Source organism: Virgibacillus necropolis (assembly GCF_002224365.1).
GTDB lineage: Bacteria > Bacillota > Bacilli > Bacillales > Amphibacillaceae > Virgibacillus_F > Virgibacillus_F necropolis.
Map to the genome: position 1 here is coordinate 4,101,265 of NZ_CP022437.1, position 26,708 is coordinate 4,127,972.

A 26,708-nucleotide genomic window follows, 5' to 3' on the forward strand; every position below is an offset into this window, starting at 1 on the left:
TTTAATTACCCGCAGATGCCGGAAAATAACGGTTTTTCAATCGAGTTGAAAGAACTTCTAAAACAATTGCTATCAGTAATATTGCATAGGTGATAAATCCTACTTCACGTAGATCAAAATAAAATCCGGATGCCATAAATAGTTCAAATCCAATTCCACCTGCACCAGCTGCCGCCCCCATCGCTACCGCTACCGAGAAATTGATCTCAAATCTTAAAAAAGTCCATGACAATAAATAAGTGAGTGTTGACGGTAGAACGGCACGAGTGACGATATGCCACCAGCTGGAACCAGTTGCCCGTAATGCTTCTATTATACCCTTATCTACTTCTTCAAAAGCCTCGGAAAATGCTTTAACTAAATAAGCAATAGAGTGAAACAACATACCGAGTATTGCCGCTTCACTCCCTAAGCCTGCTGCGATCGCAAAAATCAAAACCCATAATACAGTTGGAACTGCTCGAATAAAGGCAACAAAAATTCGAACCGTTTTAGATGTCCATTTATTTGATAAATTATTTGCAGCCAACAAAGCTAGAAAGAACGCAATAACTGCACCAATAATCGTTGCTAAAAAAGCTAAACCAAGTGTAATACCTACTTGGTAAAATGCTTCGCCCAAACTAAAGTGAGTTAAAGCAGGTTCTAGAAACATTATTTTCAAGTTATATACCGTTTCAGAAATAGCTGTGCCTAGATCTAACCCCGAGTAATCAAAGAACATAAATGCCATTATCGTTAATAGAGTTAAAAGGATAATCGTCCATCTCGTAACCTGTTCAATTTTGCTACCAGATTTTATATTAATTCGACCATCTGCTTTTCGTCTTATGTACGTTGCTTCCATTATAGAATCACCTTCCGAATATAGTTTGAAATAAGCTCTATAATAATAACGGCAATGACGATACTAAATGTAATAAGGGCTACCGTATTATAGTCCCTTGTTTTATAATATAAATCAAAGATGAAACCAATCCCTGTACCAGTTAATATACCGACTAATGTAGCGCTTCTTATGTTCGTTTCAATCATAAATAATATCCAACTGATCATCTGTGGTAAACATTGTGGGATGACCGCTTTGTGTACAATGTGAAAGTATGTTGCACCTGTTGCTCTCAACGCTTCAACTGAACTTTGGCTTGCTTCGTCTATGGATTCGATAAAAGCTCTTGTTAAAAATCCTACGGTCCCAACAAATAATGCTAAATATCCTGTCACTGAATTTTGTCCAAAAGAAAGCAGCAAGATTAATGCCCATGCGACGACTGGAATATTCCTTGAAACAGAGGCAATAAAACGAGAAAGCGAACTAAAGAAACTATTTACTCTCGTTGTTTTAGACCCCATTAACCCTAAAAAGATGGAGACAACCGCACCTGTTGTTGTAGCAGCAATGGACATAAAGATTGTTTCGTTTAATTTCACTAATATATCTGGCAATCTTTCAAGTGATTCCTGGGTAATAAATAAATTTGAAATTATCCAGCCTAATGCTGCGGGTAGTGTTGCAATTCCATGCAAAATGTTAAAGTTCGTTATATCTGCTGATAAATAGGCTATGACAATAATAATGATGAGAAAAATGGTCGATTGCCATTTACGTTTTCGCATTAGTTTTTCATCCACTTTAATTTCTCCTTACACCGTAATTAACTCTCTTGTCTCTGTTCCGTAAATGCCGTTAATGCGTCTAAGAGTAAGGTTGTTATTTGGTCCATCAAATACAATTCCACCTTTTTTCAAGCCGATAATTCTATCAGAATAGTTCTGTGCAACTTCAACCTGGTGCAAATTTACCAAGCATGTAATATTCAACTCGGAAGTAATCGATTTTAAATGGTCCATAATAACTTTAGAGGCGTTCGGGTCAAGTGAAGCAATCGGCTCATCACAAAGAACGAGTTTAGGATCCTGAATAAGGGCTCGGGCAATACCAACACGTTGCTGCTGTCCACCACTTAACTGATCGCATCGTTTATACGCGTGTTCTTCAATTCCTAATTTAGCAAGCAGGAAAAATGCACGTTCCTTCTCATCTTCCGTAAATCTGCCAAGTATTCCCTGCATCGTTGTCTTATATCCAAAACGACCATGTAGCACATTTTCAATAACGGTTAAACGTGGTACGAGGTTGTAATGCTGGAAGACCATACCAATGTTCGTACGTAGTTCACGTAATTCTTTTTTCCTCATGTTACCTACATCAAGGTCATCGAAAATAACCTTGCCTTCATTTATTTCAACCATTCGATTAATGCAACGTAAGAGTGTAGATTTCCCTGCACCAGATGGTCCAATGATCGAAACAAATTCTCCAGCTTCTACTTCAAAATTAATGTCATTTAATACCTTTGTTTCCGAGTTATACGATTTACCAAGTCCTTCAACTTTTAACAATGACATGTTATTGGCTCCTTTTTTATGTAACACATTTTAGAATTTAGAGTATACGCGCATCTACGTGCATACTCTAACCTTCTAAATGTTACAGTTATTTCAGCACAAACTATTGTTCTGAAAGCTTACGAATTGGGTCAAACCATGAGTCTTCAACCGGAGCAAATCTTTCTTTGTCTGACTTGAAGAATAAACCTGATTCACCAGAATCCTCAGGAACAAAGATTTGTTCATTGTTTGCAATTTCATCTGAAGTAAATACTTCTTGTAATTTATCAAAATCCTCTTGACCTAGCACATCCAAATTTGCTACAAATGGTGCGTTTAATACTGGAGTGACACTCATTAGAGTGAATTCACTGCCTCCTAGCTTATTAAAAGGCTCTGAAGCATCATCCTGAACCTGGTAAACAGCACCTACCGTATTCGCTTCTCCTTCAGCAACTTCTACATAGTTTTCAACACACGTGTCACAGAATGCTGCAACTTCTGCATTACCATTTAATAAGTTTACGGCAGAACCTTGGTGGGAGTTCCCAAATAATACTTGAGAAAATAATTGTCCTCCCTCCATTAAGTTTTCTTCAGTTAAATCAGCATATTTCTCTTTTTTCGAGAAGTGTTCGATAATACCAGATGCTGGTACTTTAAATCCTGATGTTGAACTTGTTGATACGAATGACATGCTTTTTCTTTCTATTGTATCAAGTGAAAAATCACCATCTGCTTTAAAGTTCTCTTGATCATCCACGTTTACCGCTAACCAGCTATGGTATACAGCATCATCTAATGTACCTGATGGACCAGTGGGGACAACTAAAGGTTGAATTGCATCGTTACCCTTATTAGCTTCGATATAACCTTGTGCGCCCATGAATGCAAGGTCTGCATTGTTGTTAACTAATGTCTCAATAGCAATTGCATAATCAGTAGTTAAATGATGCTCTACTTCTTTACCTGTAGTTTCTTTAATTACTCTACCAATTTCATCACGTGAAGATTTCATATCCGTACCAGATTCGTTAGGATACCAAACGATTTCGATAACATCATCTGCTTCCGTATTTTCTGTTCCAGCACTTCCTTCCGAACACGCAATTAACATTAAAACGAGTAATAGAAACATTGTTACCAAATACCAATTCTTTTTCATAATTGATTCTCCCCTTCTCGTAATAAAATGGTGTTGCAAAATAAATTCTGGTCAAAACGCGGGTGGTAGATTGATTCAAACCTTGATGCTAAAAAACATTCTATTTAACATGTTCATTGAAACATAAAATGCTTCAAAAAAACGTATATTTACAGTTTCTTAACCCATTCTTTACGATGTTTACATGACTTATTAATAACTCAACTTTCGCAGACTGAAATAAGTAGATGATCCCTGAGATAGTTGAATAAGCCCGCAATCCATTGTTGTAGTTAACAAAAAAGATATAAACTGCGACGTGATTTACCGCTACGAAAATAAACTGCGATGTAACAGCAACGTGATTTCCGCTGCGGGCAGTCGCTTTCCGCGGGCGGCTGGTGAGCCTCCCGCAGGAGTCGACTGCCCTCCGCTCCAATCAACTGCCACAAATTGCTGGCTACCTTTGTGATTATAAGCAACCAAGTAAATTGAAATTGTTAAGCAGAACCCTAGTGAAGGAAATCCACGGAGACTCCTGCGGGAAGCAAGAGATCGGCGAGACCCCGCAGGACGGAAGTCCGAGGAGGCTTGACACTCGCCCGCGGAAAGCGCAGTGGATTTCCGGAACGGTTGTCCAACCACCAAACAAATTACTTACGTCGCAGTTTTTATCAGTTACGACAAAATAAATAGCAACAAGTTTTATGAAAAGACATATTTGTAATTCGTGTCAAGCACCATATTTCAAGTGCTATAAGTATTACAGTTTATTGAATTCATCATGATTATCTATGTGCGAAAGTCGAGTTAATAAGATTTCCAGGACTTAATATATCCCCGACTTCAATAAAATTCCCAAAAACACCGTGATAATCCGTACCACCCGTCATCACAAGATCATAGGTTTTGGCTAGAGCTTCCACCTTTTGATGATCTTCAGCTTTGTGGTCTGGATGGTTCCGTTCAATCCCTCCTAAACCTGCTTCTACAAGCTCCGGAACAAGGTCGTAGGAATCCAGCTGACCGGGATGTGCAACTACTGCTAATCCCCCATCTGCTACAATCGCACGCACTGCATTAACGGCATCTAGATATTCCATATCACCCGATGCTACGCCATCTCCTTTAAACAACTTTCTGTACAGTTGTTTATATTCTGGCGATGTGTAGGAGGCCTCTGTCAAATGCTTCATAATATGCTGCTTATAAATGGTAGTACTCGGCTTGGCTGTTTCTATAATCGCTTTTACATCCAGTTCATAACCTGCTGCTTTAATCTGCTCGATTTGCCATAGCGAATGCGCCTGCCGCCGTTCAAGTAACGACTGGCAAATAGATTTTATGTGCAATGCTTCAGGTTGATAGTTATACCCGAGAACATGTACTTTGCGATCTCTTTTAAAATCATACGCTGAAATCTCTATACCAGGGATAGCCTCTATTCCATACTTTTCACCAAGTATGAGAATTTCAGGTAAACCATTTACCGTATCATGATCAACAAAACTAATTTGCTCGATACCATTGGCACTTGCCATTTTCATCACCTCCTCAACCGAATTAGAGCCGTCAGAATAGTGACTATGTACATGGAGATCAACCCTCATTAGCTACACCAGCTTGTGCTTCAGTGATTAACTGTCTTGTTTTCATATCGAAAACCTTGTCACATAGACTTTCCATAAATTCAATATCATGGAAAATGCCAACCAAATTTGTTCCATTTGCTTTTAGTTTTTCAATGATTTCACGAACTTTCATTTTCGATTGCTGATCTAAACTTGCCGTTGGTTCATCCAACAATAACAACCTTGGCTTTTTCACCGTTGCCATAGCAATATTTAATCGCAATTTTTCACCACCGGAAAATGTAGTCGGATAGGTATCCCATAATTTTGGATCGAGTTCAAAATGCGTTAACGCTTTTTCCGCTTCTCTTCTGGCAACCCATTCAGGCTCACCTGTTTCCAATAATGCCTTTTCAACAAGTTGTCTAGAAGTCGTTCTCGGCATAACGTTAAGAAATTGTGATACATAACCAATTTCATATTTCCGCAAATAAAGCATTTGCCTTTCTGTTGCTTTGGATAAATCAATTTTGTCAAAGCGTTCTGAATCATATAGAAGGCTGCCTGAATCTGGTAAATACGTACGGTAAATACTCTTCAGGATAGTGGATTTTCCGCTGCCGCTTTTACCCACAATGCCAATGAACTCTCCAGCTTCCAATGAAAAGTTAATGTTCTCTACAGCTTGCATCGTTTTGTCTAAATGATGAATGGTAAATTGCTTGCCAAAATTCTTTATTTCCAGCATCGACATATAATTTCCTCCTTCCCTTATTTAATGCGATAATTTGTTGTCGTAATTAGGGAACCATTGACCATTGTACTCGTCAGCATCGGATAGCCATCATCCATTCTTTCGATTATGAGAATATCGGCCTTTTTCCCAACTTTAATTGAGCCAAGTTCATCATCCATTCGAACCGCCTTTGCTGGATTAAGTGTGACCATCATAAACATTTGGTGTAGATCATTCCCATGCTTTTCACTTAAATCAAATATTGCATGAAGTAGAGCCGCAGGATAGTAATCACTGCAAAGAATATCAGCACAGTTTTGATCAATAGCTTCAGCTGCTGATAAATTTCCAGAATGGGAGCCACCCAGCAATACATTTGGAGCACCAACAATTGTTTGTAATCCCATCTCTTTCGCTTTTTTCGCAATATCTAATGTAATCGGAAATTCACTAATTGTTGTTCCAAAAACTTTTACTAACTCTAACTTTTCACTGTCATCATCATCGTGGGAAGCTACCGCAATGCCTTTGGCAAGAGCAATGTCTGCCACCTCTTTAATTTTTTCAATCGTCATCATTTCACTATTTTGGCGTTTAACAATGATGGTTTGCACATCATCATCTGTCAAATCCCGATATCCCTGTAGTGTTTGACGATATATTTCTAAGTTACGATACTGTCCTTGCCCTGGTGTGTGATCCATAAATGATAATAAATGCACTTTGTTGTCTTCCATATTTTTAACTAGACGTTCAACCTCGTTGATATTGTCAATTTCAAAACGAGCATGCAAACGGTGGCGAATAAGATGCAGTTCATTATGCGTGGCGTCAATAGCATCCACCATCCGTTGAACATTTTCTGGATAACGCATCGGTTTATGTGTAAAAACATCTTCACGGTAAAAAGAAAGGGAATGGAACATCGTCGTTATCCCATGGCTGATTAATATCTTTTCAGCCTCTCTTAAACTAATGTTGAAATCCATCATACTTGTCGGCCTAGGGGATGCGATAGTCTCGATATAATCGGAATGAATATCAATAAATCCCGGAGAAATATACCCTCCCTTTGCATCAATCAGTTGGGCATTCGAATAGGTTACAACTTCTTCTTCAGGAATAATTGCTTGAATGACTTCACCCTCAACAACGACAGCATATCCATCTATAATTGCTTCTTCTGTAATTACTTGCCCATTATGAATAATATACATAGTGGCCATTCCTCCTCTATTGTGTTTATAGTGACTTTTTGAACATCCTCTTATAATAATGAATAAACTAATTGTTGCGTATACGCATGCTGTGGATCTTCAAGAATTTGATCTGTCAAACCTTCTTCAATAATGGCACCATTAAGCATGACAACAGTACGGTCTGCTAACATTCGTATAACTGCCAGGTCGTGAGAGACAACAATCATGCTGATGCCTAATTCTCTTTGAATTTTTTTAATTAAATCCAATACATTTGCCTGGACAGATAAATCAAGCCCTGTTGTTACTTCATCCAGAAACAAAACAGGTGGATTATTGGATAATGCCTTGGCAATTTGAACACGTTGCTGCATACCACCTGAAAAATTCCGAGGTTCTTCTTTCATGCGAAAGTGTGAAATGTGCACACTTTCCAATAAGGATTTACTTGTTGCCTCCATTTCCGAAACATTGCGGTTACCGGCAGCAATTAGTTTTTCTGCGATATTACCAACTGATGAGAAGTTCATTTTTAAACCATGGACAGGATTTTGATAAACCATGCCGTATTTATGGTTACGAATATAACGTTTTTTTTGGGAAGATAATTCAAAAACGTTCTGGCCATCAAGCTCCGGGTCCTTGATATAAGCTTCTCCTGATGCCACATCTGCATCAAAGTACAAGCATTGCATCAACGTTGATTTTCCGCTTCCGCTTTCACCGACGATACCAAGAATCTCTCCTGAAAATAAATCAAATGAAATATCCTGACAAGCATATACGGTGCCACAATATGGACAGTAGTTTTTCTCTAATTTTCTAGATTCTGCTTGTTTACAGTGTTGGCAACCCTGGCCAAATTGCTTGTGTAAATTGCGAACACGTAATATCGATTCCTCATGCATGACTGCTTTCCACCTCAGCTTTCCCAATCTTATTCAGACGCTCCATGCAGTAGCTTGTGTCATTGCATTGATAAATCGTTTCTCCCGTATCTGGGTCAATTAATTCATCCATAAAGACATCTGTTTCACCACATAAGTGGCAATGTTGTCCTTCAAAAGATTCAACTGTAAACGGATAGTCTTCAAAGGCAAGTGACTCGACGTCCGTATAGGGTGGTACAGCATATATTTTCTTTTCTCTCCCTGCACCGAGTAGAATTAATGCTTCCGATTGATGCATTTTTGGATTATCAAACCTTGGAATTGGACTTGGTGCCATTACATAACGATTATTAACATAGACAGGATGATCAGCGTCTGTAGCTGTCTTCCCATATTTCATAATTTGTTCGAATAACATCAACCAGGCTCCGCTATACTCATCTTCAGAATGGAGTCTTTTCGTCACGTATTCGCTAGCTTCTACGTCACGAAGCGGTTCTGGCATTGGAACCTGCAAGACGAGAATTTGATCGCTTGATAAAGGAACTTCTGGAATACGGTGCCTTGACTGAATTAAGGAGGCGTCCTGCGTTCTCTCCGTTAGTTCGACACCTGTCGTTTCGTTTACTAACTTCTTGATGCTAACCGCATTGACAGACTCATCTGCCCCCTGGTCAATGACTTTCAGCACATCCTGTTTACCAATAATAGACAAGGTAATTTGTAGTCCGCCTGTTCCCCAGCCACGGGCAATTGGCATTTCTCTCGATGCAAATGGCACCTGATAACCCGGGATAGCAACAGCTTTTAAAATAGCACGACGGATTTCCTTTTTGGATCCTTCATCAAAAAATGCAAAGTGCGTTTTAGTTTTCAACTTCCTGCACTCCTTTCTTTATCTGACGAATACTGTCAAGCTTCGATTGGAACGTAACATAATGCGGTAATTTTAAATGTGAAATAAAGCCTGTCGATTCAACTGAATCAATGTGTAATAAAACAAATTCTTCATCATGTGTTGGAAAATTTGACTCTGGATGTTCCAAACATTGATCTAGTATACTCATGGCAATAGCCTTCGTTTCATTTTGTCCGTAACAAATTCCGTAACCTATTTCAAATTCCATCTCATCATCATTGTTATCATTTTTCACCGTTACAGGAACAAACGATTCTACCTCCGTTACTTTAAAGTCCCCAATATAAAAATTGTCTTCAGCATCCTGTTCCATTTCGTTTGGATGCTCTATATGGATAGGTAATGAACCGACACGCACCTCACCGACTGTTGGATGGACCTGTCCGTATCCCCGCAAGGAGGCATAGCCTAAAGATGTGACAGCACCTGTCTGGCCGCGAGTTAATACTTGCAATCTTGCGCTTCGAGATGCAGGGAATTGTATACTTTCTTTTGTAATATCTATTGGAGGGGTGTTATCCGCTTCGTATTCTTCAAAAAGTCCTTCCTCACGTAAATAATTAACTACTTTAGGAAAGTACTGCACATCATCGGATACAACAATGCTTTCTAGCCCCTTTTTATAATCCTGTAACCATTGTTCATTCTCTTCTGCGTTCTCTTCTGTTAAATCAAAATCCAGTAGTCGATGTGTATAATCGTATGTAGGACCTAACAGCTGCCCTCCTGGAATATCTTTAAAACTTGCAGAAATTCTACGTTCCATTAGCATGGATTCAGATTTAACCGTCTGACTGTAATAGAGACGAGGTAATGTGGAGCGATGTGCACGCATTAAGAAAACCGCTTCTTCCATACTCCCTTCAGCTTGCTTAATGGACAGCGCTGCTAAGAATGGTGAATACAAGCTGCTTTCAGATATCACCTGATCCACCATCGCTCTCATTGTATACTTTATCGTGTTGATTTCGATGATCTCCTCGCTCTTTAAACGCTCGTATTTCAACCGTTTAATCGAAGCCTCAATAGCTACCGTGCCGCCCTTCACTGCAACATAACCCATTAATTCACCCCCGAGAGTTCTACAGAAGTTGTTCTAGGCACACAGACGATTTGTGACTTTACATCTGTAAAAATTAAATCTATACCTAATGGATATTCCCTTTTACGTTCATTTCTTGTTTGCCACATTAATGGTGTGAAACTAACATGGAGCTGTGATGTATGTTTAATGCCTGCACCGGTTAACATTAGTTCACCATTATTTGATAAGGGTGAGCTCTCTATTATCCAGGTAGCTGAAGCTTGAGGATCTATTAAATTGCCATTTTTACATTGTTCAATCGCACGTACAATTGATGATTCGTTATCGTCATCCAAAACAATGATATAGTCAGCCTCGCTAATCGGTGCAAATCTTGCTAGTGTATATTCTGAAATTTTTTCAATTAAATCCTGACGGTTTTCTGAAAGAATATGAAATGTAACCTCTGCATCCAGAAGTGTCATCGCACTAAGTAAAGTTGCATCGAAACAAGGAAGACTTGCGTCTGTGTGCGCCGCGACTTCCTGAATGGATGAAATCGTACCTGGTCTAGACATACTGTGCAATAATTTTCGAAAAACCTGCTGCAAATCATGGACTTGATCAATTGCCATACTATCTCTCCTGACTTTGTAAATTTGTATAAGAGGTTGTTCAAAAAGTCACCAAATGATAAACGGCGAATTTCTTCGTTGCGCAGTTTTTCCGGTCCTCACGTATTAAAAGCATAGAGGAACTTCTACTAAAACCGTCCACGTCCTGTGGACAACGTAGAAGTCAGCACAACACGCGCAAGTCCGGTCCTCAAAATCTTCGCGCCTTGAACTTGACGCACAGGACGTGCTAATGTCGACTTTGCAACAGGACGTTGCGTTCTTTGTCGACCTTGTTTCTAATTTGTCGCCTTTTTTCACGTACTATAAGTTATACATCCATCGTTTCAAAATTAACCTTCGTTTCAGATAGCTCTGCCTGCACACGCGCTTTTTCTTTTTTAATACGTTGCTCGGCTTCGATTAATTGCGTGCCCCATCCTTCTGTCTCTGGCAAATTAGCTTTATAAGCTGCATCAATAATTGCTAGATATTTAGCAAGCTCATCTTGCATTCCTGCAACAATACCGATCCCGATACATTGATTAATCTCCACTTTCGCTTCCGTAACAAGTACTTCTCCAATATAGAATAATGAGTTCTTTGCGGATTCCCGCATCTTAATCATGGTTAACCCGTACCTTGGGGCAACAACTTCTTGACATTCATAGTTATGAATAATCGCTTCCGCAAACTTTTGGGCCAACCTAAAATCTCCCTGAATGAGAATTTCCGTTCTTCTACGCCTTTTCATTATGAGATACAGCCTCCTTTACAATTTCATCTTAACTTGTCGCCAAGTTGTTGTGTTTTAAGATACCGTAAAGTATTTGTAAAATGCCTTAATATTTAGGACTATTAAAAAAAACAGGCGGAAACCCAAAGGGCTCCATACCTGTTTTATTAATCCATCGTTATATCATATTTAAACTTATCACTTCGATATAATATTTTTGTATGTTCTAACACGTTATTCGAATGCACATCGATACAATCACTTTCGACAACAATGAGTGGCACCATACTACCGCAAGATAGAATTTGCTGCTCGTAGGAAGTGGGAAAGGTAACACTTAATAAACTCTTATTACTAGTAAATTCTTTATAACCAAGCTGTCTATAGTAGGCAAACATCGATTCAATTTCTGTACCGTCTTTTACAATCCTTGGAAATCTCGTTTCACTGACAAATGAATTATGTATGGCAATTGGTTCGTCATTAATAAGTCGCATTCTTCCGATTTTATATACGTTCTCGTCTTCATTTGCTTTTAATAGTTGATAAGTTTTAGCGTCATAGTTAATTTTTTCACAGTAGATATTACGTGTTTTCAAATCGTATCCTAGTCGTTTCATTTTATCTGTAAAACTAGTTTTCCCCGTTAAATGTAATTGAATTTGAATAGACTCTTCTCTTAAGTAACGTCCTTTTCCCTGTTCTGAATAAATGTAGCCTCGTTCTTCCAATATTGTTAGTGCATTTCTCACTGTCATTCGTGGTACCCGGTACTTCTCTACAAGCACATTTTCAGAAGGAAGTTTCCCCCCGGGTTTTAGCGTTTTTGTAACGATGTTGTTCATGATATCATCAATAATTTGGGTTTCTTTATCTGTTGAAATAAGAACCATCTCACTTCCTGAATTCAAAGCTATTAATTGTAGCTTTAAAATAATGTTTGATCAAAAGTATCCCGCAAAACCTCATTTTAGGGCAAATAAAAAGAATCCGTTTTGAAAAAGATTGATCAAAATGGATTCTTCTAATGTGAATTAGTATACATTTTTCATAAAAAGGTTTGATTATTTTCTACCTATGATCTTCAACAATCGCGCCGATCGTATTGTGGTAGATACATTATCCTCAATTACTTCTTTGTACTTAAATCCCTAGCATATTATTTTTCCTTTAACATTGAATACTTCCGATTAGCCCTGTAGAAACTGCTGCCAAATAAAACAACCATAAACGCGGGAAGCGACCTCAAAAGAACAAATGGTGTTTCAAATATAAGCGCTTTCCAAAATAATGCCCCTTCCATACTCCAAAGACCTTCAGTTAAATATAATCCCGAAGCCTTGTAAATCGAATAAGAAAAAAACAAACACAGCACAGCCAACCAAAATGAATAACCCATTAATCTTTTATAATAATTACCCTTTGATTGACGGTCCGAGAAGATTTCATTTTGACCATCTTCTTCTTTTTGCCAATACTGTCTTCCACCCATCCGGTGCCCCTCTATGTGGCTCCAACCAAAATCTTCATATATCGCTTTGTATTCCTTGAATTTTTTCTTTGGTAAATAATCTTGATAATCAAGTCGCATAACATATCTTTTGTCCGTTTTTCTGAAAGTGTATATTCCTAATCCACTAATATTCGTACAGCGATAGCCTTCTTGTAATTGCTCATTCAGCCATTGCTCTTCTTTTTCAATATCAAAAAACATGTTAAACATCTTCATTTGAATCATCCCTTCCGTACAAGGATAAAATATGCGATAGCCTTTCTTTTTCCATTTTCAAAATGGCGCTTCCTCCCGCAGTTATCATATAAATTTTTCTCCGGCCCGAATTTCCAACAGGTTCAATCCAACCGTGCTTATTCAAGTTTTCAATTGCACCGTATAACGTACCAGCCGCTAAACTAACAGTACCATTACTTATTTTTTCTATCTTCTGCATTACGGCATAGCCATGAAGTGGTTCACGTAACGCCAATAAAATATAATGCATGGTTTCAGACAATGGCAATAATTTATGTTTCATGCTCTCACCCTCTATCCAGTTCAACTATATAGTCTGACTTTATAATAATATAATATAGTTCAACTGAATAGTCAACAGCATTTTTAAAGATTAATCGAAGGAACTTAAAATAAAAACTTAATAACAAAGCAAAAGTTTAATCCAAAAAAGTCGATTTCCATTACGTAAGAAATCGACTTTTTGTGTTAATCTTATTCAATTAAATGGTCCTTTAAATGAAAAGTGAGCGCTGATCTTATTCGAGAAAAGCGCCTTTTATATCGATATTAGAAAACGATTGTTTAAAATCTAAAAGGGATCTTCCATTAAAGCAGCACCTGATACAAAACAAAAAGATCTTGTTCTGAGGTCAAGTATCTACTGAGAAAGCTGATTCTTTTTTTGATTCTTCACCTTTTGAGCACTAAACACAAGGCTAGCAACTGCTGCAATGCTACAAATATATGGGAGCAAAGAATATCCCCAATTAGATATGACATAACCTCCAATCATTGAACCAATGGTGATGCCAATATACAGAGCTGTATTATTCCATGCCATAACAATTCCTCGCTCTTTTGGATATTCCACTACTAATCGTGCTTGGTATGATGTAAATCCTGCGTACCCAACCAAAGCCCATATAAACAGAAGAAAATAAACCCAATCACCAGATGAAAAAAATATTCCTAAACAAACGAGCGTTAAAGTTAAGAAAATTAGAGTAATGTTGGAAACCTTACTTTCTCCAAACTTATCTGTTAATTTTCCACTTGTAAGACTTCCTAAAACAGCACCGACACCATAAAAAGTAACAGCTAATGCGATTTCTGATGATGAGAATCTATTTTCGGAGTAAAGAGCCGCACCTAAATAAACATAAAGGGCATACATAGAAATTGCCCAGATGGTGGTAACACTTACGGAACCAAGTATTCTTAGCAGATTTCCTTCTAATAGATTTTTTGTTAAATCACTTTTAGGAATAGATTCCCATGTTTTGAAATTCACTACTGCCAATATGGTTCCTATAATCGCCATTACAACAAATACTGAACGCCAACCAAGAAAATACTCTAATACCATACCGAAAGGTGCTCCTGCCCAAAGAGCCGTTAAGTGTCCCGAAACAACAATCGAAAGCCATGTTCCTCTTTGATTTGGTGGCGCTATATCTCCAATGATTGCGTATATCAACGGAGTGATTGAAGCAACGGACAAACCAGCTATAATACGGCTAATAATTAGCCATGTAAATGTAGGAGCAAAAGCAGTTAGTACGTTAGAAATAGCGAACAATAATAAACCAAACGTAATAATTGTTCTCCGTCCCTTTTTATCTGAAAGCCAACCAAAAAATGGAGCCGAAAAAGCATATGTAACCGCAAAAACAGTTACCATCCATCCAGTCGTCTCTGGACTAACCTTATATGCTTCCGAAATGAACGGTAATAACGGAGACACCACAAATAAGTCACTACCCATTAGAAACAAAGTTATCCAACCAACACTTAAATTTGCCTTCCCTTGTATCTCCATACATCCCCCATATAAAATTATTTTTACATATATATTCACTAGGGGGCATAAAAAGCACTTTACGTAAGTTTTATAGGTTTTTATTTTTTGTTATTACTTCTCTTAAACTGGCTGAAACAGTCTATCGTTGTTCAATTCTTGCGCCCTATTGTGGTATTGGTACTCTTACAATGTAGTAATAATCGGTCCTTCCTTCGTAAGAATAATCGTATGTTCGTATTGAGCCACAAAGCTTTCATCGGTTAGGAAGGTCCATCCATCTTCGGATTGGAAAACTTCCTCTTCAAATGTAGAGATAAAAGGTTCAAAGGCAATAACCATACCATTTTTTAAAATTTCGTCATCCCAGCGAGAGAAGTAATTGAAAATATGTTCTGGTGCTTCATGAATCGAACGCCCAACACCGTGTCCAGTAAGATTTTTTATGACTGTTAAGCCATGTTGTTTCGCTACATTGTGTACAGCTTTTCCGAGCGCGCTTTTTTTCGAACCTGGTCTTGCCTTCTCAAGTCCAGCATCGAATGCTTTTTTAGCAACGTCACATATTTTTTGTGAAATTATCTCCCCCTTCCCAACTACAACGGAAATTCCGGTATCTGCGAAATAACCGTTTTTCGAACCTGAAACATCAATATTAACAATGTCCCCTTCTTCAATGGTCCGTTTCCCCGGAATCCCGTGCGCTACTTCTTCATTTATGCTAATACACGTGTATCCAGGGAAATCGTATTCTCCTTTTGGTGCAGATTGAGCTCCTGCTTTTTCAAAAATTTCTCCCGCAATTTCATCGAGTTCTTTTGTAGTAATTCCAGGTTTGGTACGAGAGACTAATTCATCTCGAATCGCTCCACAAATTTCACCAATTTCTTTTAATCCATTAAAATCCTCTTCAGTCTTTGCAATCATCTTATATCCTCACTTTTTAAAGTATCTTATATTAGTATTTCATTTAGACTATAGCATAAACGGAACGGCTTTTTCTGCAACAACCTGGCCCTTTTGCGGAAGACTGAATGGTTGCTGCATCGTTCAGTAATTCCAATACCCTGTTCTAAGGTTTTATTTTCCTGTTTTTCAAGTAATAAAGTTTTTTACAACAAACTTGTCACTATTCCTTTAACGGAATACTATTTACTCATTTTTGCCACATTTATCACATATTCATCCCAATTTCTTTCTTTATTATGAGAGGGGTAATGGAAATTAGAAAAAGCTAACATTTACAAAAAGAGAAAAACAGTGAAAACATTGGAATTGTTGAGAATCAATGGTTTGTGCCATATAGTTGGTGTTCCGCAAAGAATACATCCGTTAAAATTGGGCACAATCCTTGTAGCGTAGGAACAATATCAGAAAATAAATAGGTTTATACTAAAAATAAAAAAATCCAGGAATTATTAGGGAGAAGATAACGTGTCACAAGAAAAAGATTACGATAAAAAATTAGATAATTTTGATTCTACTGAAGCAATTAAAGGGAAGGAAAAACATTTTTCTGAAAACAAATATGTTACTAAACTTCTTAAATATGCTAGGAAAATGGGAGTCAAAATTTCCTATTATAGCTTGCTTTTATTCTACGCATTTAAAAGTCCTGATACCCCTAAATCGACTAAATTTACTATAGCGGGTGCACTGGGATACCTCATTCTACCTATAGATGTTGTACCAGACTTCATTCCGTTTGTAGGATTTGCAGATGACACAATGGTGATCGTTTATGCATTATATAAAATAAAATCTCATATAAATGATTCGATAAAACAAAACGCACATGAACGAATGAAGAAAATTTTTGGTGGAAACTATGATGGGAATAATGAAATAGAGGAAGACTTCAAACCTGGAGAAGAGGTCTAGCTCAGGATATATTAAGTTTTACCCTTATTCTATACTAGACTAACAAGAACGACATGCACTAAAAAAAGATGAAAAGAGGTGAAAACGGAAGAAACAATCTCCAATGGGTGGAAGTAACCACTACAAACGGAAGGGGCCGAACAGTATGTGCGCATCCCTACCCACAATCACTGTTTTAATAGAAATAGCGGATCATGTGTCCGCCAGTTGCAGCTAACGAGGTGTTTTGAATAAGCAATTAAACTAATAAGAAAACAACCTAGTTCATATTGATCGAGCTGTTTTTTTTAGATAATAAAAAGCACCGCAATTTGCGATGCAATTAGATATATATTTCCACTATCATTTTAGGTGTATAGTAGGTTTTTGCGATAGGAAACGGAACCAGTTAGGATAAGGTAAAAACCTTATTGGACGCTTTTTACTTTTCTTTTTATTATACCCAGCGAGTAGTAACTACTTTCTGACGTGTATAGAATGCTAATCCATCTTTTCCATTGGCATGTAGATCGCCATAAAAGGAATCTTTCCAGCCAGAGAATGGGAAAAATGCCATTGGAGCTGGTACACCGATGTTTACCCCAAGCATCCCGGCATCAACTGTTTCACGGAATTGTCTTACAGCGCCACCGTCTTTCGTAAAGATACATGCGCCGTTTGCAAAACGTGATTTGTTCGTTAATTCAATTGCTGAATCAAGGTCTTTCACCCTTGCGATAGATAAAATAGGTGCGAAGATTTCATCTTGCCAGATTTTCATTTCGGTCGTTACATTATCGAAAATGGTTGGACCTACAAAATAACCTTGACGTTGAACATCTTTATCCTTACGCCCGTCACGAATCAGATTTGCTCCTTCATTTTCACCAGTCTCGATATAGTTAAGCGTACGTTCTTTATGATTGTCACGGATAACCGGTCCTAGGAATACACCTTCATCCATTCCGTTTCCTATTCTCAGTTCATTTGCTTTTTGATTAAGTAAACTAATGAATTCATCTGCAATGGAATCCTCAACGGCAACTACGGAAGCTGCCATACAGCGTTCTCCTGCTGATCCAAATGCAGCACTAATAATTTGTGAAGTTGCATTGTCTAAGTTAGCATCACGTAAAACGATAGAATGATTTTTAGCCCCTGAAAGTGCTTGGACACGTTTTAAATTATCTGTCCCTCTTTTGTAAACATATTCGGCAACTGGTTGTGAACCTACAAATGAAATAGCTGCTACATCTTTGTGGTCCAACAGTCCATTTACCACATCATGCGCACCATGAACGATATTGAATACACCTTTTGGTAAACCCGCTTCTTCAAGCAACTCCGCTAAACGATTTGCAAGGAGTGGCGTACGTTCAGATGGTTTTAATACGAACGTATTTCCCGTAACAATTGCCATCGGAAACATCCATGCTGGAACCATCATTGGAAAATTAAATGGCGTAATCCCGCCGATTACACCTATTGGATAACGATACGTCCCAGATTCGAGTCCTGTTGCAATCGATGGTAAATTATCACCCATCATTAAGGACGGGGCACCAGCTGCAAATTCAACATTTTCAATCCCGCGTTGAACCTCACCTTGGGCTTCTTTAAAACTTTTTCCGTTTTCAATGGTTATAATTTCTGCCAATTCATCCCATTGATCGACGAGTAATTGCTGATACTTAAATAAAATACGTGCGCGTTTCGGAACAGGTACCTCCTTCCACTTCTGAAATGCTTTAGCAGCTATCTTCACGGTATTATTTACATCTTCCTGGGAAGAAATGGGTACATGGGCAATCACTTCTCCTGTTGCCGGGTTATATACTTCTTCGGTTTTATCAGATTTTGCCTCCACCCACTCTCCGCCTACGTAGTTTTTCGGTGTTTTTACTTTTGTTTGTGTCATCGTAAATCCTCCAAATTTTAAAATCGTCTAGTGCTTTATGCTACCTCGTAAAATACCATTTCCAAAGTGAGAAACCTATGATTACTAAAAATGTGATAAATCCATACAGCCATATGGAAAGCATCGGATTAACAAAAATTGCAATTCACCCTTTCCTTAATTTGCTTTTAAACTCTTTTCTTCAACTTTTTCCATCTTAGCAGCTTGCGGTTCCTTTAAAATACGAGCTAAGATAATAATCGTAGCGATACCAATAAAGGTTGCGATTGCTCCTGCTGTCATCGTACTTGGAATTATCCCGCCAAAATAGATAATAAGATAGGAGAGCAGACCAACAACCATCGACAGTTCTGCCGCTCTTGCTGGGGCTTTTTTCTTTGCATAGACAGCGTACAGAATTGGACCCATCGTTCCTGCAGCTACACCGGAGATCCCAATCCACATAACAGCTCCCATATATAAAGGTGGCTTTAGCACGATTAAAAATGCAATCAAACCAACCAACGGGACCGTCATGCGGCTGATTTGCAGCGCTATCTTCTGTGCTTTCTGATCACTAACATTGACAATTCCCCGTTTGACTAAGACTTTCAAAAAAATATCATTGGCAAATACGGTCGAAATAGAAACAAATAAACCGTCTGTTGTTGACATGGCAGCAGCGAGAATAACAACTCCCAAAATTGCTACAATAATGGCTGGGAAAGCCCAAACCGCGTATTCCATTAGTGCCAGATCAGCGGCAACAATATTATCGCCAAGCGCTGCCCTGCTATACAATCCCCCGAAGAGAACAACAAGACAGAATGTAGCTGTGATAACATAGGTCAAAATCATTTTTCCAAGATCCTTTTCACTTTTCAATCCGAGAACTTTGTTGAACAAGTGGGGTGCTGAGGCAAACGCCCACTGGATAACAATTGCCCCAGTTACAACACCGATAGAATAAAAGTGTGTTGAGTCCGGATTAAATACCTCTACTAAATTACCATCCTGTGCCGCCAATTTTTGTGTAATGCCGGTAAATGTTGCGGTAATGCTTCCTTTCCAGAAAATGACGATTCCAGAAACAAACACAAACACACCAGCGATGGCCATCATGACAGCTTGGACAGCATCTGTGTATATATCAGCAAACGCCCCACCAGCAAAGACGTAAAGGACAACGATTGCTGCAATAAATATTAACCCACCTGTATAAGACATACCCAGCAAGAATTGAAAAATTCGTGCACCTGCAACAAATTGTGCTGCAATATAAAAAATATTAAAGAGCAAAATTAATCCTGTTCCAACCCGCAATATATCACTTTTGTAAAAATCACCCAACCAGTCTGGCAATGAAAGAGATTTTTGCCCCGTATTTAATTTTCTAACCCTTTTGGCTACCATTAATACCCCGATTGGTCCTCCACCAATCATTGCCAAAAACAGCCAAAGGTTTGAAAGTCCCCAATCATGGGACCAACCTGGATACCCAAGAAATGTGGCAGCACTTAAATAAGTTGCCGCAAAAGATAAGCCGAGTACATATGGTCCCATACTTGCACCGCCAATGGCAAAGTCGCTAACACTTTTTGTCTTTTTGGCACTCACATAACCAAGGGCAAACATAACAACCAAAAATATAGCAAAACCTATCCATGTATATAATGTTACAGTACTCATTTCTGTCCCCTTTCATTTTCCACTGATTATTAAAAGGGGAAATGAATCCCCTAAGCCTTATTGAGTTTGAACGATGCCGAGTTTTTTTGCAGGATGATTATCCGGCAAGTGGACATGTCCTTTTCCAAACATGTTTTCTCTTAATGTCTTTCCTTCATATTCCGTCCGATAAATCCCCCGTTTTTGCAGTTCAGGCACGACATAATCAACAAACTCTCGTAATGTGCCTGGCGAATAAGTCTGGGCAATATTGAAGCCATCCGCATCGCCCTCACTCGCCCATTCCTCAATCTTATCGGCAATTTGTTCCGGTGTGCCGATAAACTTCACGGTTCCATTGCCGAGACCATGATTTTTAATGGCTTCTCGCAATGTCCATTTTTTATTCGGATCTTTTGCATACATATCCAGATTCCCCTGAACCGCTTCTGTCTCCATATCCTCAATGTATTGATCAGGATCATAGTTGGAAAAGTCAATACCCGTATGGCCAGATAGGAGTGATGCCGTTCCTTCATAGCTAACATGATTGGTCAAATCTTCGTAGTTAGCATACGCTTCTTCCTCGGTTGAACCGATAATCGGCAGAATCATTGGGAAGATGCGCACATCATTCGGATTTCTCCCCTGCAGCTTCGTCCGTTTACGAATATCCGCAGTATATTGCTTTAATGCATCCAGCGAGTGATTTTTTGTGAAAACAGCCTCCGCATGTTTGGCAGCGAAATCTTTTCCTTTTGGAGAAGCCCCCGCTTGAAACAGAACAGGCGTACGCTGAGGCGATGGTTCAACCAAATGAGGACCTGGTACATTGAAAAACTTGCCTATATGGTTGATCAAATGAACCTTATCAGGATTAGCAAATGTATCACTTTCTTTGTCATGAACAACGGCATCATTTTCCCAGCTGTGTTCCCATAGCTTATAGACGACTTCCAGAAATTCATCTGCCCGGTCATATCTAAGTTCTTTTGGTAACCGCTCAGAAAGCCCAAGATTAACTGCTTCACTTTCTAGATACGATGTCACCACATTCCAAGCGACTCTACCTCCTGTTAAATGGTCAAGCGTCGAAAGCTGACGTGCCAATGCGTAAGGTTGTGCATATGTAGCGGATATTGTCGGCGCAAAACCCAGATGTTCAGTCACTGCTGCCATGGCTGAAATTGGAATCAGCGGATCATGGGCTGGAAGCTGTACAGCACTTTTTGCAGCAGCATGATGGCTGTTTTCATAAACGCTGTATGTCCCAAGTACATCTGCGATAAATAAAGCATCAAATTTTCCCCGTTCCAGAGTTTGTGCTGCTTCTATCCAATACGATAAACTGTTATGATTTGTACCTTGATCCTTTTCATGTTTCCACAATCCCGTTGAATGTGGGGAAGGCGAATTTTGGATAAATCCATTTAAATGAATCTGTTTTGCCATCATCAAAACTCCTTATAGTTTATTTTCGAGTGATTAGTGCTGACACTGTTAGGTAATTTAGGATTCTGCTTTTTTATTTCACCTCCCAAAATAAATATAACTTATCTTATGCATTTACTTGGTTTAAAAAAGATATGTAAATCCACCACTTATTCGTTGGAATCAAAAAAACCTCTCCCGATGAGGAAGAGGTTATATTTTCATTACACACCATCTCATCTTTCAAGCAAATGCTTGCTTGCTGGAATTAGCACCTTGTTACAAATAACGGTTGCTGCGGGATCACAGGACCAGACTCCTTCCCCGACTCTTGATAAGGTTTTATTCAATTAAAAGATTGTACATATCATATCGAATACAGAAAAAACTGTCAAGTAGGAATCTTATATTTATAAAAATAGTTTGCAAACTAATAAACGGCGGAATGTCAAAAACAAACTAGAAATACTTTATCAATTGGTTTCAATCTCATAATTTTTGTATATAATAAACCTAGAGTACGTTGCATAAACTAAAAAGAGACCGCTGGTGCTGATACACCAACGATCAGCTAAATATTCAAGGTCACTGAAAAATAACCACCTACTTGCTTGTCAGAGCCAGGTGGTTATTTTTTATGGTCTGACAATACTGCAACCATTAATGTTCCAAAGGAAATCATGAGGACAAGCGTTTCAAATACTGTCATCCGGGATCACCCCCTTTCTAAGGGTCATCATTCCGTTAAAAAGTCTCCATAATGTTATTGATACATTTTTATTAAGTTTATTATATTTAATGATATGGGTGGGAACGCTTGTCCTATTACATTTATTTTAAAAAAACGTTAGAAAACTTGGCTTATCGCCAATCCTTAACGGCGAAAGCCTTAGTTGCACTTATGCAGTAAGAAAGGATTTATACTTTCTTAACTGCAAAAAAAAAGAAAACAAAGTTTCTAACCTTCATCTTCTTCCAGGGAAATACATTTATGTAATGGTGGGCAGCCAAGCACAATCCAGATTTTAATGAATAACTCTAATCGTGGTTGTGAGGCATTGTTAAATATCTTGCTTATATTTGGCGGCAGCATGTTCAATTGATCAGCAACATCTTTTATATAAATATTTTTATCTTTAGCAATTTCTTTAAACCGATTCTTAATAACAGGTTGAGCATTATTTTCTATGAATGGGTTAACTAACTCAAAATGTTTTATTTGTTCTATTTTATCCACAATACAACCAATGACAAATTCCTCAATTTTATAATTATCACGTCTATTTTTATCCCTATGTCGATTAATCAAATTTTCCAGATCTGTGATTTCTTTTAGTTGATCATATGCCTCTTCGCTTAGTTCGATCGTTATCTTTTTCATGTATAAATTACCTCACTTTTGGAAATGGTTATAATTGAAAGGATGATAAAATTGATTAAACATAATGATAAAGAAGATGTTATAGACATTATTCATGATACATTCGACAAAGGTGGAACGGGTAAATAAGATAGTAGAAGTAGTTTTTCTGGACAAGCATTGTGAAAGGCTACTCTTATTACATATTCTATTTTCCTGTAAAAAATTCCTTTGTTTGAATTTTTAGTTGGTAGAGGGAACACACCGGACATTTCAAAAGGCATTTACCAAGTTAATCACTTGATAAATGCCTTTTTGAATAAGTCATATCCTAAGAGAAAATCTAACCGGCCTGCTCCTCCTATTTATTTAACATGACTAATATCCGTTTCTGGCACCTCTTCAGGTAAACCATGTTTTTTCTCGGATTCTGCGACACAGACAGCACATGCAGCATCACCCGTAATATTGATAGCTGTACGTGTCATGTCCAATAAACGGTCGATCCCGATAATGAGTGCAATCCCTTCAACTGGGAGGGATACTTGGTTAAGAACCATCGCAAGCATGATAAGTCCTACACCTGGAACACCTGCCGTACCAATACTAGCTAATACAGCCGTAACGACAACCATGATTAGTTGTGTGAACGATAAATCAGTGCCGTATACTTGGGCAATAAAAACCGTTGCTACACCTTGCATAATAGCTGTTCCATCCATATTAATAGTGGCACCTAATGGCTGGACAAAACCACTGATTGATTTCGGTACTCCTAAGTTTTCCTGGGCTACCTTCATGGAAACTGGCAGTGTTGAGCTACTGCTCGATGTACTAAATCCAACCGTTGCTGCAGGGAAGAAGCCTTTAAAGAAGCGAAGCGGATTCATCTTACCGAGAAAGAAAACAGCGCTTCCATAGACGACAAACGCGTGTATAAATAATGCGAGTAAGACGACAAGCATATAGGCAGCCATCGCCATTGCACCATCAAGTCCCATTTGGCCGATGGCAGAAGCTAATAATCCAAAGGCACCGTATGGAGCGAAGCGCATAATTAAATTTACAAGGAACATCATAATTTCATTTCCTTGTTCAATTACCCTCGTTACGGCCTCTACCTTTTTACCAAGCATCGTCAATGCAAAACCGATAAAGATAGAAAAGGCAATAATTTGCAGCATATTCCCTTCAACCATTGACTGGAGGGGGTTCGTAGGGATGATACTTGTAAACGTTTCAACAACTGAAGGAGCTTCCTCACTTTCGTATTCTGCCCCAGATGGATCAATTCCTGTGTTTCCGGGTTCAAAAAGATAAGCAAAACCAATTGCTATTATGAGAGCGATGGTTGTAGTTGCCAAGAAAAAGGCCACCGTTTTCGTACCTATACGTCCTAATTTTTTCGGATCACCCAGTGCAGCTACACCTAAAGTAATTGAGAAAAACACGATAGGAACAACTAGCATTTTAATTAAATTCAGAAAGATTGTTCCAAGCGGACCAAAAAAGTAGGCATCCAACGTGTCAAATAAGTCCGGCGCTAAGAAATGTAAAGCTAAACCGACGACAGCTCCGAGACCGAGTCCAATCAAAATCTTTGCTGTTAATTTCATACATCTACCTCCTGATAGTATATTTTGAGGGCTCTGACCTAATATGTGTCATGGAGTTAAGTTGAATAGTTTGATACAGCCAACCACCAGGAAAGGAGTCAGATAGACTTTTCTTGTATAACTGTATGGAAGATCCGTATTTAAGAACTCTTTGACCATTATCTCCCCATGTAATTTTATAGTAATTAACGTTTGAACTCAAGAATAGTTTAAGAAAACGATAACAAATTTGATAAATATACTTATATAATTCCTTTTTTGGTAGAAGGTAGATGATCCTATATATACCAGGGTTGAAATTTATACACATGTAACTGAACCATATAAAAAAGATGCGCCCCAGAAAGTCAAAGACCATCTGAAGAGCATCTCAGAACAAAACATATAAAAATGTGATGTTTTGATGATATTGGGTGGTGTAATATTCTCTGAACCCCCTAATTATCGAGGGATTTTAGAGTTTATTACATCATGCCGCCCATTCCACCCATACCGCCCATGTCAGGCATTCCGCCACCTGCACCGCCAGCACTTTCTTCTGGAAGATCTGCTACTACAGCTTCTGTAGTTAGGAACATTGCTGCCACAGATGCTGCGTTTTGTAGTGCGTAACGAGTTACTTTTGTTGGATCAACGATACCAGCTTCAACCATGTTTACCCACTCGCCAGATGCTGCGTTGAATCCGACACCAACACTTTCACCTTTAAGACGTTCTACAATAATAGAACCTTCAAGGCCAGCGTTGTGTGCAATTTGGCGAACTGGTTCTTCAAGAGCACGGCGTACGATGTTAGCACCAGTAGCTTCGTCACCAGTTAGATTTAATTCACTTACTTGTTTGTAGACGTTTACTAGAGCAGTACCACCACCAGCTACGATACCTTCTTCGACAGCTGCGCGAGTAGAGTTTAATGCATCTTCAATACGTAATTTACGCTCTTTTAATTCTGTTTCAGTTGCAGCACCAACTTTGATGACTGCTACACCGCCTGCTAGTTTAGCAAGACGTTCTTGTAATTTTTCTTTATCAAATTCAGAAGTAGATTCTTCAGCTTGTGCACGAATTTGTGCTACACGAGAAGAAATTGCTTCTGGGTTACCAGATCCTTCTACTACTGTTGTTGTATCTTTTGTAACAACAATTTTAGATGCGCGACCTAGTTGTTCAATTGTAGTACTCTTAAGATCAAGTCCTAGATCTTCTGTGATTACTTCAGCGCCTGTTAATGTAGCAAGGTCTTCAAGCATTGCTTTACGACGATCACCAAATCCAGGAGCTTTTACTGCAACTGCATTAAATGTTCCGCGAAGCTTGTTCACAACTAGTGTTGCAAGTGCTTCACCTTCAACATCTTCAGCTACTAATAGAAGTGGTTTACCTTGTTGTACTACCTGCTCTAATACTGGTAATACTTCTTGGATGTTACCAATCTTCTTATCTGTGATTAAAATATATGGATCTTCTAGTATTGCTTCCATTTTATCTTGGTCAGTAACCATGTATGGAGAAGAATAGCCACGGTCAAATTGCATACCTTCAACAACTTCTAGTTCCGTGTTAAAGCCTTTTGACTCTTCAATTGTGATAACACCATCATTACCAACACGTTCCATTGCTTCTGCAATAAGGTTACCTACTTCATCATCACCTGATGAAATAGCTGCAACTTGTGCAATAGATTCTTTGCTTTCGATAGGTTTTGAAATAGATTGAAGTTCTCTTACTGCAAGTTCTACAGCCTTTTCAATTCCACGACGAACGCCAACTGGGTTTGCTCCAGATGCAACGTTTTTAAGTCCTTCACGGATCATTGCTTGTGCTAACACAGTTGCAGTTGTTGTACCATCACCAGCAACATCATTTGTTTTTGATGCTACTTCAGATACAAGCTGTGCACCCATATTTTCGAAATGATCTTCTAGTTCAATTTCTTTTGCAATTGTTACACCATCATTTGTAATTAAAGGTGAACCGAATTTTTTATCTAAAACAACGTTGCGACCTTTTGGCCCAAGTGTTACTTTTACCGCATCTGCTAATGTATCTACACCGCGTAACATTGCTCGGCGAGCGTCTTCACTAAATTTAATTTCTTTAGCCATAATTAAATGCCTCCTTA

Annotated in this window: 25 protein-coding genes and 1 riboswitch; of the genes, 1 reads left to right on the top strand and 24 read right to left on the bottom strand. The window is 38.5% G+C overall.

What is annotated here, in order from left to right:
• Position 1: 1 nt before the first annotated feature.
• The 17 genes from CFK40_RS19445 to map all read right to left on the bottom strand — a co-directional run bounded on the left by CFK40_RS19445 (position 2) and on the right by map (position 15,681).
• Positions 2–847 carry an ABC transporter permease subunit gene (locus tag CFK40_RS19445; RefSeq protein WP_089534029.1) on the bottom strand — a complete coding sequence of 282 codons (846 nt, stop codon included), beginning with the start codon at positions 845–847 and terminating at the stop codon, positions 2–4.
• Positions 847–1,632 carry a phosphonate ABC transporter, permease protein PhnE gene (gene phnE / locus CFK40_RS19450; protein WP_089534030.1) on the bottom strand — a complete coding sequence of 262 codons (786 nt, stop codon included), beginning with the start codon at positions 1,630–1,632 and terminating at the stop codon, positions 847–849. The genes CFK40_RS19445 and phnE overlap by 1 nt, the downstream gene beginning before the upstream one ends.
• Before the next feature lie 12 nt (positions 1,633–1,644).
• The gene (gene phnC, locus CFK40_RS19455; protein ID WP_089534031.1) at positions 1,645–2,409 is read right to left on the bottom strand and encodes a phosphonate ABC transporter ATP-binding protein; all 765 of its coding nucleotides are present in this window, start codon (positions 2,407–2,409) and stop codon (positions 1,645–1,647) included.
• A gap of 103 nt (positions 2,410–2,512) precedes the next feature.
• Positions 2,513–3,556 carry a PhnD/SsuA/transferrin family substrate-binding protein gene (locus CFK40_RS19460; protein ID WP_089534032.1) on the bottom strand — a complete coding sequence of 348 codons (1,044 nt, stop codon included), beginning with the start codon at positions 3,554–3,556 and terminating at the stop codon, positions 2,513–2,515.
• Positions 3,557–4,323: 767 nt separating this feature from the next.
• Positions 4,324–5,145, bottom strand: coding sequence for a PHP domain-containing protein (locus tag CFK40_RS19465; RefSeq protein ID WP_089534033.1), 822 nt, complete (start codon positions 5,143–5,145; stop codon positions 4,324–4,326).
• Positions 5,135–5,860, bottom strand: coding sequence for a phosphonate C-P lyase system protein PhnL (gene phnL, locus CFK40_RS19470; RefSeq protein ID WP_089534034.1), 726 nt, complete (start codon positions 5,858–5,860; stop codon positions 5,135–5,137). The genes CFK40_RS19465 and phnL overlap by 11 nt, the downstream gene beginning before the upstream one ends.
• A 17-nt stretch (positions 5,861–5,877) precedes the next feature.
• Positions 5,878–7,059 carry a phosphonate metabolism protein PhnM gene (gene phnM, locus CFK40_RS19475; RefSeq protein WP_089534035.1) on the bottom strand — a complete coding sequence of 394 codons (1,182 nt, stop codon included), beginning with the start codon at positions 7,057–7,059 and terminating at the stop codon, positions 5,878–5,880.
• 50 nt (positions 7,060–7,109) lie between these two features.
• Positions 7,110–7,949, bottom strand: a complete 840-nt coding sequence (locus tag CFK40_RS19480) for an ATP-binding cassette domain-containing protein (protein WP_089534036.1) — start codon at positions 7,947–7,949, stop codon at positions 7,110–7,112.
• Positions 7,942–8,808, bottom strand: a complete 867-nt coding sequence (locus CFK40_RS19485; RefSeq protein WP_089534037.1) for an alpha-D-ribose 1-methylphosphonate 5-phosphate C-P-lyase PhnJ — start codon at positions 8,806–8,808, stop codon at positions 7,942–7,944. The genes CFK40_RS19480 and CFK40_RS19485 overlap by 8 nt, the downstream gene beginning before the upstream one ends.
• Positions 8,798–9,913, bottom strand: coding sequence for a carbon-phosphorus lyase complex subunit PhnI (locus CFK40_RS19490; protein ID WP_089534038.1), 1,116 nt, complete (start codon positions 9,911–9,913; stop codon positions 8,798–8,800). The genes CFK40_RS19485 and CFK40_RS19490 overlap by 11 nt, the downstream gene beginning before the upstream one ends.
• A complete protein-coding gene (gene phnH, locus CFK40_RS19495) occupies positions 9,913–10,509 on the bottom strand; it encodes a phosphonate C-P lyase system protein PhnH (protein ID WP_089534039.1) in 597 nt (198 codons plus the stop codon). The genes CFK40_RS19490 and phnH overlap by 1 nt, the downstream gene beginning before the upstream one ends.
• Before the next feature lie 310 nt (positions 10,510–10,819).
• The gene (gene phnG, locus CFK40_RS19500) at positions 10,820–11,242 is read right to left on the bottom strand and encodes a phosphonate C-P lyase system protein PhnG (protein ID WP_089534040.1); all 423 of its coding nucleotides are present in this window, start codon (positions 11,240–11,242) and stop codon (positions 10,820–10,822) included.
• A gap of 149 nt (positions 11,243–11,391) precedes the next feature.
• On the bottom strand, positions 11,392–12,117 hold the full coding sequence (locus CFK40_RS19505; RefSeq protein ID WP_168927242.1) for a GntR family transcriptional regulator: 726 nt from the start codon (positions 12,115–12,117) through the stop codon (positions 11,392–11,394).
• Positions 12,118–12,383: 266 nt separating this feature from the next.
• Positions 12,384–12,953, bottom strand: a complete 570-nt coding sequence (locus CFK40_RS19510) for a DUF2812 domain-containing protein (protein ID WP_089534041.1) — start codon at positions 12,951–12,953, stop codon at positions 12,384–12,386.
• Complete coding sequence (locus tag CFK40_RS19515; RefSeq protein WP_089534042.1) at positions 12,940–13,257, bottom strand: PadR family transcriptional regulator; 318 nt, start codon at positions 13,255–13,257, stop codon at positions 12,940–12,942. Before CFK40_RS19515 ends, CFK40_RS19510 begins: the two co-directional genes overlap by 14 nt.
• Before the next feature lie 357 nt (positions 13,258–13,614).
• Positions 13,615–14,775, bottom strand: coding sequence for an MFS transporter (locus CFK40_RS19520; protein ID WP_089534043.1), 1,161 nt, complete (start codon positions 14,773–14,775; stop codon positions 13,615–13,617).
• A 165-nt stretch (positions 14,776–14,940) separates the two neighbouring features.
• The gene (gene map / locus CFK40_RS19525; RefSeq protein ID WP_089534044.1) at positions 14,941–15,681 is read right to left on the bottom strand and encodes a type I methionyl aminopeptidase; all 741 of its coding nucleotides are present in this window, start codon (positions 15,679–15,681) and stop codon (positions 14,941–14,943) included.
• A 507-nt stretch (positions 15,682–16,188) separates the two neighbouring features.
• Here map and CFK40_RS19530 point away from each other — a divergent pair.
• Entirely contained in the window at positions 16,189–16,635 is a 447-nt protein-coding gene (locus tag CFK40_RS19530; RefSeq protein ID WP_089534045.1) for a YkvA family protein, read from the top strand.
• A gap of 436 nt (positions 16,636–17,071) precedes the next feature.
• Here the strand turns inward: CFK40_RS19530 and CFK40_RS19535 are convergent, their stop codons facing one another.
• The 7 genes from CFK40_RS19535 to groL form a co-directional block, all read right to left on the bottom strand.
• The gene (locus CFK40_RS19535) at positions 17,072–18,532 is read right to left on the bottom strand and encodes a CoA-acylating methylmalonate-semialdehyde dehydrogenase (RefSeq protein ID WP_089534046.1); all 1,461 of its coding nucleotides are present in this window, start codon (positions 18,530–18,532) and stop codon (positions 17,072–17,074) included.
• A 156-nt stretch (positions 18,533–18,688) separates the two neighbouring features.
• Entirely contained in the window at positions 18,689–20,200 is a 1,512-nt protein-coding gene (locus tag CFK40_RS19540) for a sodium:solute symporter family transporter (RefSeq protein WP_089534047.1), read from the bottom strand.
• A gap of 57 nt (positions 20,201–20,257) precedes the next feature.
• Entirely contained in the window at positions 20,258–21,634 is a 1,377-nt protein-coding gene (locus tag CFK40_RS19545) for an LLM class flavin-dependent oxidoreductase (protein ID WP_089534048.1), read from the bottom strand.
• A 209-nt stretch (positions 21,635–21,843) separates the two neighbouring features.
• Positions 21,844–21,951, bottom strand: a riboswitch (SAM riboswitch).
• Between the two features lie 287 nt (positions 21,952–22,238).
• A complete protein-coding gene (locus tag CFK40_RS21850; RefSeq protein WP_227001955.1) occupies positions 22,239–22,319 on the bottom strand; it encodes a putative holin-like toxin in 81 nt (26 codons plus the stop codon).
• 249 nt (positions 22,320–22,568) lie between these two features.
• Complete coding sequence (locus CFK40_RS19550) at positions 22,569–22,991, bottom strand: helix-turn-helix domain-containing protein (RefSeq protein ID WP_089534049.1); 423 nt, start codon at positions 22,989–22,991, stop codon at positions 22,569–22,571.
• 344 nt (positions 22,992–23,335) lie between these two features.
• A complete protein-coding gene (locus CFK40_RS19555; protein ID WP_089534050.1) occupies positions 23,336–24,586 on the bottom strand; it encodes a dicarboxylate/amino acid:cation symporter in 1,251 nt (416 codons plus the stop codon).
• 464 nt (positions 24,587–25,050) lie between these two features.
• A complete protein-coding gene (gene groL, locus CFK40_RS19560) occupies positions 25,051–26,691 on the bottom strand; it encodes a chaperonin GroEL (protein ID WP_089534051.1) in 1,641 nt (546 codons plus the stop codon).
• Positions 26,692–26,708: the final 17 nt, after the last annotated feature.